Source organism: Okeania sp. SIO2F4, assembly GCF_010672385.1.
Lineage (GTDB): Bacteria > Cyanobacteriota > Cyanobacteriia > Cyanobacteriales > Microcoleaceae > Trichodesmium.
This window is the reverse complement of sequence record NZ_JAAHGT010000349.1, coordinates 1-9,146: the sequence shown is the minus strand read 5'-3', so window position 1 is coordinate 9,146 and position 9,146 is coordinate 1. Positions and strand designations below refer to the sequence as shown.

Annotated in this window: 6 protein-coding genes; 4 read left to right on the top strand and 2 right to left on the bottom strand. The window is 35.9% G+C overall.

All coding sequences use genetic code 11. The features are described from left to right. Positions 1 to 391: 391 nt before the first annotated feature. A complete protein-coding gene (locus F6K22_RS21000; protein WP_293102170.1) occupies positions 392 to 2,473 on the bottom strand; it encodes an NAD(P)H-quinone oxidoreductase subunit 5 in 2,082 nt (693 codons plus the stop codon). A 603-nt stretch (positions 2,474 to 3,076) separates the two neighbouring features. Here F6K22_RS21000 and F6K22_RS20995 point away from each other — a divergent pair. Beyond that, entirely contained in the window at positions 3,077 to 6,241 is a 3,165-nt protein-coding gene (locus F6K22_RS20995; protein WP_293102166.1) for a response regulator, read from the top strand. Between the two features lie 37 nt (positions 6,242 to 6,278). On the opposite strand, the gene F6K22_RS20990 is transcribed toward F6K22_RS20995, so the two are convergent. Beyond that, entirely contained in the window at positions 6,279 to 6,413 is a 135-nt protein-coding gene (locus F6K22_RS20990; protein ID WP_293102163.1) for a DUF2442 domain-containing protein, read from the bottom strand. A 190-nt stretch (positions 6,414 to 6,603) separates the two neighbouring features. On the opposite strand from F6K22_RS20990, the gene F6K22_RS20985 reads away from it, so the two are divergent. From F6K22_RS20985 to F6K22_RS20975, 3 genes are all read left to right on the top strand, one after another. Continuing rightward, positions 6,604 to 7,644 carry an AAA family ATPase gene (locus tag F6K22_RS20985; RefSeq protein ID WP_293102160.1) on the top strand — a complete coding sequence of 347 codons (1,041 nt, stop codon included), beginning with the start codon at positions 6,604 to 6,606 and terminating at the stop codon, positions 7,642 to 7,644. Beyond that, positions 7,637 to 8,293 (top strand): hypothetical protein, encoded by a 657-nt coding sequence (locus F6K22_RS20980; protein WP_293102158.1) that lies wholly within the window; start codon positions 7,637 to 7,639, stop codon positions 8,291 to 8,293. Before F6K22_RS20985 ends, F6K22_RS20980 begins: the two co-directional genes overlap by 8 nt. Positions 8,294 to 8,449: 156 nt before the next feature. Continuing rightward, positions 8,450 to 9,146, top strand: a 697-nt coding sequence (locus tag F6K22_RS20975) for a S8 family serine peptidase (RefSeq protein ID WP_293102155.1), incomplete at its 3' end; no start/stop codon positions are given.

Below are 9,146 nucleotides of genomic sequence, written 5' to 3'. Positions count from 1 at the left end.
TCACGATCGGAATTAGCAAAGATGCAACTACTGGAAATAGGATGATTGTAGTCAACCAAGGAAAATCAGCCATAAATATTTAAGTCTCACTTTGAAAATTTTGTAAAGTTATGAGCATTCAACATAGGTAATGAGGAAAACTTTAGTATGACTTCTTCTGTTTACATTACTTTTGAATTTAGTCTTATTATCTCAGTTTGTTATAATCAGCTATCAGTCAGAAGTTATATCAAATCCTCTTGGATAATAAGATTCTACTATCACTATTGGTAAAAACTTTAAGCTTGGTAGGGGTTTGGTAACCAAACTCCTACAATATTGAATTGTACCAATGCTACTAAATACCACTAAGAGAACTTCTGATAACTGATAACTGATAACTGATAACTGACTAAACTCCAGAGAAAACAACGAAGCCCAAAACTGCCACAAATACAATCAAGGCATAAAACTGAGCGCGACCATTTTCCAAATATTTCAAACCTTCCCCACTCAAAAGAGTGATAAAACCTGTTAAGTTAACAGCTCCATCAACTACTTTGTAATCTACTTCCAAAACTTGGCGTGCTAGACGACGACTACCTTTAACAAATAGCACCTCGTTGATGTCGTCTAGATACCACTTGTTGAGGGAAAAGTTGTAAAGAGGTTTAATTTTTTGGGCGATCGCATCAGGGTCAATTTTATGACTCAAGTACATCAGGGAAGCAAAAGTAATACCAATCAAGGCAATACCTACAGAGTTACCTGCCATAATCAAAAATTCAGTCAGGTCAAACTCTGCTAATTCCTCTAACACCTCTGCCAAAGATTCCCCAGGAGCATAAATAAACTGCTCAAAATAATTAGCAAAAGGCGTTCCCAATAAACCAATAATCATTGAAGGAATTGCCAAAGCCATCAATGGTAAAGTCATGCTGATAGGAGACTCATGGGGAGAATGACTATGATGATGGTCATCATGGCTATGGTCATCGTGGCTATGGTCATCGTGGCCATGTTCTAATTCATTGGGGTCCATTGCACCCGGACCGAAAGCAACTGCGGGAGTAGCATTTGCATAGAGTAACTGCTCTTTAATCTCCTCATTGTTACCCCGGAACTCACCCTCAAAAGTAGAGAAATACATCCGGAACATATAAAAAGCAGTCATTCCAGCAGTTGCCCAACCGATAAACCATAAAGCCGGGTTAGCTCCAAAAGCACTGCCAAGAATTTCATCCTTTGACCAAAAACCAGCAAAAGGAGGAATACCGCAAATTGCCAGAGTACCAATTAAAAAGCAAGCCGAAGTAACAGGCATATATTTCCGCAGCCCACCCATTAACCGCATATCTTGAGCCAAAACTGCGTTATGACCGACGACAGCTTCCATTCCGTGAATAACTGAACCGGAACACAAGAACAACATGGCTTTGAAGTAAGCGTGGGTCATTAGGTGAAATAGACCGGCGCTATAAGCTCCCACACCCATTGCCATTACCATGTAACCCAACTGGGAAATGGTCGAATAGGCGAGACCTTTTTTAATGTCATTTTGGGTAATGGCGATCGTTGCCCCCAGAAAAGCCGTAAAGGCTCCCGTCCAGGCGATAATGTTCATTACGATTGGCAGATGTTCAAATACTGGGTACATCCGCGCAATGAGAAATACACCAGCAGCTACCATTGTTGCTGCGTGGATTAGGGCTGAGATGGGAGTTGGGCCTTCCATTGCATCTGGCAGCCAAACGTGCAATGGGAATTGGGCAGATTTAGCTGCTGGCCCCAAGAATACCAAGACACCAAACAGAGTGGCTAAACCAACGCTCAGAGCGCCTGTTTCTACAAGCTGCTCCAAACGAACGCCCATGACCTCAAATTCAAAGCTACCTGTAGCCCAGTAAATTCCCAGCATTCCCAAAAGCAAACCAAAGTCACCAACACGGTTAGCGACAAAGGCTTTTTGACAAGCATCTGCTGCTGCTTTGCGGTCGTACCAGAAACCAATCAGTAGGTAGGAAGAGACTCCCACCAGTTCCCAGAATATATAAACCTGGACTAGGTTGGGAGAAACTACCAGCCCTAGCATTGAGGAGCTAAATAAGCTCAAATAGGCGTAAAAGCGCACATACCCTGGGTCGTGAGCCATGTAGCCATCGGTGTAGATCATTACCAAGAAGGCAACGGTGGTGACGATGACTAACATGAGGGCAGTCAGATGGTCGATGGTATAGCCCATACTGAGCTTAAAGTCACCTGCTGCTGCCCACTCAAACATTTGGGTATAGATTTCATGGCCATTAATTTGACTCCAAAGCAAGGCAAAGGAGAGAACCATTGCAGTTCCTAACAGGGAGACAATGAATACGGCTGCTCTCTGTCGCAAATTACTGGTGGCTTGACTATAGGATATTAGGCCAAGGCCGACTACCATTGCTCCAAGTAGGGGCAATACTGGAATCAGCCAGGCATATTGATAAAGTCCTTCCATAATTTTATGGTTACTTTATAATTCTTAACTAAGTGGGCAAAACTAATAAGCATTCTTACACAGACTTCCTTGGGATCGATGCTAAAGATCGATTTTTTTAAAAGTTATCGGGGTATAAAGGTCAAAATTTATAAATTAAAAGTCAAAAGTCAATCACTATGATTTGATTTGAGAATTTTTTCCATATCACATTTATCTATTTTTGTCAAAAGTAACTAAATTTTATCAAATTTCGTCAAGACATGGCTCCTGGTCTACGAGGTGAAAATTTAGAATATGTTTTCGGTATAATTACTTAAGTTAAGGATAATTTCTAGGTTGGATGAAACGAAGTGTCAGTAAAGCTTATCGTCTGGATCAACCCAAAAAAAACAGGGAGAATTTTGGGTTGAGAAATTTAACTCAACTTTAGACAAATCAAGGTTTTTGCCTCTAAACTGCATCTGATGGAATTATGGGGGTGTTTGACTCTCCTATTCTGTACTTCCTGATACTTGAATTCTTAACCCTGATAGCCAAGTGCTTTGTAGGAATATTTTTAAACTTGTATGATGTATTATCCGTTTTAAGGCCAGAGATATATTAGAAATAACCTCAAAGCTCATGTTATTTAAACTCTTGTCTCCCGACCTGGGCAAAATGTTTAACAAACTTCCCCTAAAAACTATCCTAATTGTTCCCTTTATTCTGCAAATCGTTAGTTTAGTGGGATTAGTGGGATATTTTTCTTTGACCAACGGACGCCAAACTGTTGATACTCTTGCCAACCAGTTAACCAACGAAATTAGCACTCGCATTGAACAGCACGTTTTAGGATATCTCAACAAATCCCATCAAGTTTTAAGAGTCACCAATGATGCAATAGAAAGTGATAATTTGGATATCTATGATTTTGCCACACTTAGGCTTTACTTTTGGCAAGTGGTAAAAGAAAGAGATTTAGAGGATTATTTATTTTTTGGCAACGAAGAAGGAAAATTTATCGGGGTTTTAGCAAATCAGACAAGCTTAACTCGAATTACAGAATTCCTCAAACAATTAAAGATTAGTCCGAACGGTCAAAGTTTTATTATGGAGCGATCGGGAGATTTAGTTGTTAGTTCCCAGATTTCCCAACCATTTATGAGTACTGGAGTTGTTGAAAATAAGGAAATTCAACGCTTACCTGCTACTGATAGTGATAATATCACAGTAAGTTCTACTGCCAAATATTTAAAACAGAAGTTCGGTGATTTTAATCAAATTGAACAAACACAACAACTACATTTTTCTATTGATGGGGTTTGGCATTACACTAGCATTACGCCTGTTCAGGATGGTAAAGGTATTGATTGGTTAGTGGTTGTAGTCGTTCCTGAAAATGACTTCATGGCACAAATTAACGCTAATACCCGTACCAGGATTTTATTAAGCTTTGGTGCTCTAATTATAGCTATATCCCTAGGAATAGTCACCACTCACTGGATTAGCCAACCAATTTTACAACTTAATTCTGCTGCTAAAGAAATCGCTAAAGGCAAATGGGAAAATCAACTTGATATTCACCGTAGTGATGAAGTAGAAGAACTCGCTCAGTCCTTTGATCGGATGGCAACTCAACTCAAAAACTCCTTTGAAACCCTAGAAGCACAAAACCAAGAACTCAAAAAATTAGATCGCCTCAAAGACGAATTTTTAGCCAACACCTCCCATGAACTACGCACCCCACTTAATGGCATTATTGGTATTGGTGAATTTCTTCTAGAAAGGCGAACCCAAAACCTCAACCCACTCATCACTTCAAACTTAACCATGATTGTGTCTAGCGCTCGTCGTCTTTCAAATCTTGTTAACGACATTCTTGACTTTTCCAAAATTAGACACAATCAACTAGAATTACAAATTAAAGCTGTTGATGTTTTTGCAGTCGTAGAAACAGTAGTCACCTTAAATCTATTGGTCAGTAAAAATAAAAATCTACAGTTAATCAATGCTATTCCCACAAATTTACCTCCTGTATGTGCTGATGAAAACCGTCTACAACAAATTCTCTATAACTTAATTGGTAATGCCATTAAATTTACTGACTCTGGGAAAGTCGAAATCTCAGCTATAGTAATTACCAATAATTCTATACACCCTGCTCCCCAACTCTGGGAGCGAGAAAACACTAATCAAAATCACCAGCAATCTCAAGAACTAATGATTACAGTTTCTGATACTGGTATCGGTATTCCAACTCAGAAACTAGAAAACATTTTTAAATCTTTTGAACAAGAAGAAGGTTCCACAGCAAGAAAATATGGCGGTACAGGTTTAGGTTTAGCTGTTACCAAACAATTAGTCGAACTCCATGGCGGTCGAATTTGGGTAGAGTCTAAAGTAGGTGTAGGTTCTAGTTTTTGTTTTACCCTACCTATTTCTCAAAAATCTGTAGCCGATCCATCTAGTCTTCCTGTTCCTACAATTAACAATGTTAATTATCTCATTGAAGGGGTAAAAACATCCGTAGATATTAACAAAAATGAAAATCATCTAGCTGGGGCAAATTTCCATGTTTTAGTTGTTGATGATGAACCGATAAATGTTCAAGTTTTAACTAACCATTTAAAAGCAAATAACTATCAAGTTACTCAAGCATTAAACGGAAAAGAAGCTTTAGCTGCTTTGGAAAAGCATAAGAATTTTGACATGATTTTGCTAGACGTAATGATGCCAAATATGTCTGGTTATGAAGTCTGTGCTAAAATCAGAGAAAAATATCCAGCCGAGATTTTACCCGTGTTAATGTTAACTGCTAAAAATCAAATTGCTGATTTAGTTATGGGTTTCCAATTTGGTGCTAATGATTATTTAACTAAACCTTTTGCTAAAGATGAGTTATTAACTCGGATTAAAACTCATATTCAATTATCAAAAATTACTAATTCTTATGAACGTTTTGTTCCCCACGAATATGTAAGATTACTCGCTAAAGAAAGTATTATTAATGTCAATTTAGGAGACAGAGTAAGTAAAGAAATGGCAATTTTATTTTCTGATATTCGTTCTTTTACAACCATATCTCAAAAGATGACTTCTCAAGAAACTTTTGCTTTTGTGAATGGTTATTTAGAACAGGTTTGTCCAGAAATTCGCGATCGCAACGGTTTGATTATTAAATTTATGGGAGATGGCATTATGGCAGTATTCCCGGATGGCGCTGATGATGCAGTCCAAGCAGCTATTGCTCAAATCCAGAAATTACAAGAACATAATCAGAACCTAAAAACAGAAGATTTTCCCCCAATAAAAATTGGTATAGGTATTCATTGGGGTCATATGATGGTTGGTATAGTTGGAGAGAAAGGTCGGATGTCTGGAGATGCACTTTCTGATAATGTGAATTTGACAGCTCGTTTGGAAGGTTTGACTAAATTTTATGGAGTTTCTTTATTAATTTCTCAGTCAGCTTTTAACTGTTTAAAAAATCCGCAAAAATATCAAATTCGGTTTTTAGATCGGGCATCTGTTAAAGGTAGAGATGAACCTATTAATGTTTATGAAGTGCTGGATGGTGAGCTTGATTCTGTCCGAGAGTTAAAATTAAAAACTCAGGCAAATTTTGCATTAGGTTTAGAGTATTATCGTTTAGGAGATTTAGTTTCTGCTAAAGATTATTTTGAGAAAGTATTAGCAGTTAATTATTCAGATAAAACAGCTCAACTTTATTTAGAAAGAATTGATAAGTTAATGGTAACTGGCGTTCCTAAAAATTGGAAAGGGGTTTGGGCATTTACTCAGAAATAATACCGTTTCACGGAAGTCAAAAGTCAAAAGTAATATTTTATAGACTCAAAACTTTGATACTACCTTGGTTAATAATAGGTTGAAAATCTACAATAATTTCACTGCCATTAGAATAAATAAGACGCAGTTTGTATTTAGATTCTCGAGTAACACTGGTAATGATATAAGCCATAATTAACTTATATGTTAATAAATCAAATATTATAGACGAATAACTTATGTCAAATTTTATTTCAAAAATGTATAATTTACTTTTTGATTTAAAAATAGTTGATGATTAGTTCAAGCTATGTTATAATAATTATTATATAATTAAAAACTTTAGCGATCTGATTGATTACTAAATACTTAGATTAAAACAAATGGCAAGAGGTGACATCATAAGAAAACTATTTAAGAGCTTCTCACAAGAAAATAGAGAAGAATTTTATGCTGTTGCTAAACAACTAATTCAAGAAGAAAAAGATAAAAATCATACTTTATTAGCTCAGGATTTAGAAAGAATACTCCAATCAAGTTATCCTAGAAAATTGGTATCTAATACTTCACCATGGAATGTCTATCCTGAAGTGCCTAAAGATAAAGATACAGGTTTACCTTTAATAATTATTTCTAGATATGAACTAGGATGGGAAAATGTAGTTTTATATCCCGAAAATCAAGAAATATTAGAAAGAATAATTCAAGAAAATAGAAAGCAAGAAATTATCTATTCTTACGGCTTAAGACCTAGCTCAAAATTATTGTTTTGTGGTCCTCCTGGTTGTGGAAAAACTTTAACAGCAAAAGTTTTATCAAGCTTGCTAAATTTGCCACTGGTTTATGTCAGTCTTCCGGCTGTATTTTCATCTTACCTGGGAGAAACAGGAGTAAACTTAAAGAAAATATTTGATTATGTTCATAATGGAGAATGGGTTGTTTTATTGGATGAATTTGACGCAATTGCTAAGGATAGAAATTCTCCCAATGAACATGGAGAAATACAACGTCTAGTTAATAGTCTTCTGCAATTAATAGATCAATCTAACAAGCAAAGTATTTTCATTGCTGCAACCAATCATCAATCACTTTTAGACCCTGCTATATGGAGAAGATTTGATGAGGTACTTTTTTTTGATAAACCTAATTCTGAGTTAAGGTATTTATTGTTAAAAAAAAACTTATCTAGTATTCAGTATCAAGATATAGACTTAGAAAAATTTGCTGCAAATCTCAAAGGTTGCACAGGAGCAGATATAGAAAGAATTTGTGCAAATGCAATAAAATCTGTGATTTTACGGAGCGAGCATCATCTAACAGAAAAAGATCTGGAAATAGCAGTTAGCCATTATTTGGAAAGAAAAGCTATAGTAGAAAAGTCGATAAAATTTATGGAATCAGACATGAAAGGAGAAAATGAATAGTCAATTTGAGCATCTACAACTACCAAGAATTGATATAGAATTACCGAAACGCATCAAAGGTGGTGGAGGTGGAAATAAAAGAGATAACCGTGATTTTCACGGTAGAAAGCTATTAGCTGAAGCATTAACAATTATCGAAAGACCTGTTAAAGAATATACTCCTTTTGGTATTAATCCAAAACTTATATTTAAGTTGAAACTAAGAAGTAAAGATAGTTTGCAAGATAATGATGTAACTGGTTTAGGACTTAATATCCTAGAAAAAGGTACCAAGTCAGATGAAGCTATTGTTGTTTTTTCCTCAGATGATAATTTAACTGAATTTAGGCGAAAATTAGAATGTTATAGTGGCTTGATTGATGATAGTCCTGAATATGGATATTTAGATGCTATTGAAGAATTAGTACGTCTAGAACCACAGGATAGAATCGGACCTTTGTTAAGGTTAGAACCATTAGAACCTGGTGAATTAGTACCTCTTGACCTTGAGTTATGGCATACGGGTAATCCAAAAGAAATGGGAGATTATATAAATAATTTGAATGACTTTTTAAGCACATTTCAAGAATACCCAGGCATGAGAGTTACCGATAGATATATTGGTGAATATATGTGTATGACTCGTATAAAAGTTCGACAAGAAGTTTGAGAAATTCTATTAGCAGAAGACGCAGTTAAGGAAATAGATAGAAGACCAAAACCAGCATTTGAAAATTCTAGTCAACTTAGTATCTCAATATCAAAACTTCCAGAAATTATTTCTCCTCCTTCAGATGCTTGTGGGATATTAGTCATAGATTCAGGTGTGCAAAGAGGGCATCCATTAATTGGTTCAGCTTTGGGTGATACAGAAGTTTTTTCTGACCCTAATCATACTTTTATTACTGGAGGTTCTGATGATGGAGATGAAACTGGCGGACATGGTACAGGAGTTTCTGGAGTTGCAATTTATGGCGATCTTTTCAAATGTCTTGAAGAGAAAAATTTTCAACCTCAAGTTTGGTTATTTTCAGCTCGTGTAACTAATGAAAATAATGAATATGATCCAGATTTATTACTAGAAAATCAATTGGAAAAAGCAGTTGCATATTTCACTGATTATTATCCTAATTGTAAAGTTATTAATATTTCTTTAGGAGATAATAATTTAGTTTATCGAGATGGTCATAAACAATTTCTTCTAGCTGCTAAAATTGATGAAATTGCTTATCGTTTACAACATAAAAATATTCTGTTTGTTATCTCTGCTGGTAATTTTGATTATCCACCAAAATCTGACGAATCTAGACAAGAAGATAACGAACTTCTACGACAAAAATATCCAAATTATCTCTTCAGTGAAAATTCACAAATTATAGAACCTGCTACTGCGGCGATCGCCTTAACAGTAGGTTCTTTGTCTATGGGAAAAGGCAGCTTCCAGTATCCAGAAGATGCTAGTAGAAATGCTATTGCTAAGGTAAAAGGATATCCTTCGCCATTCACAAGAATTGGATTTGGTA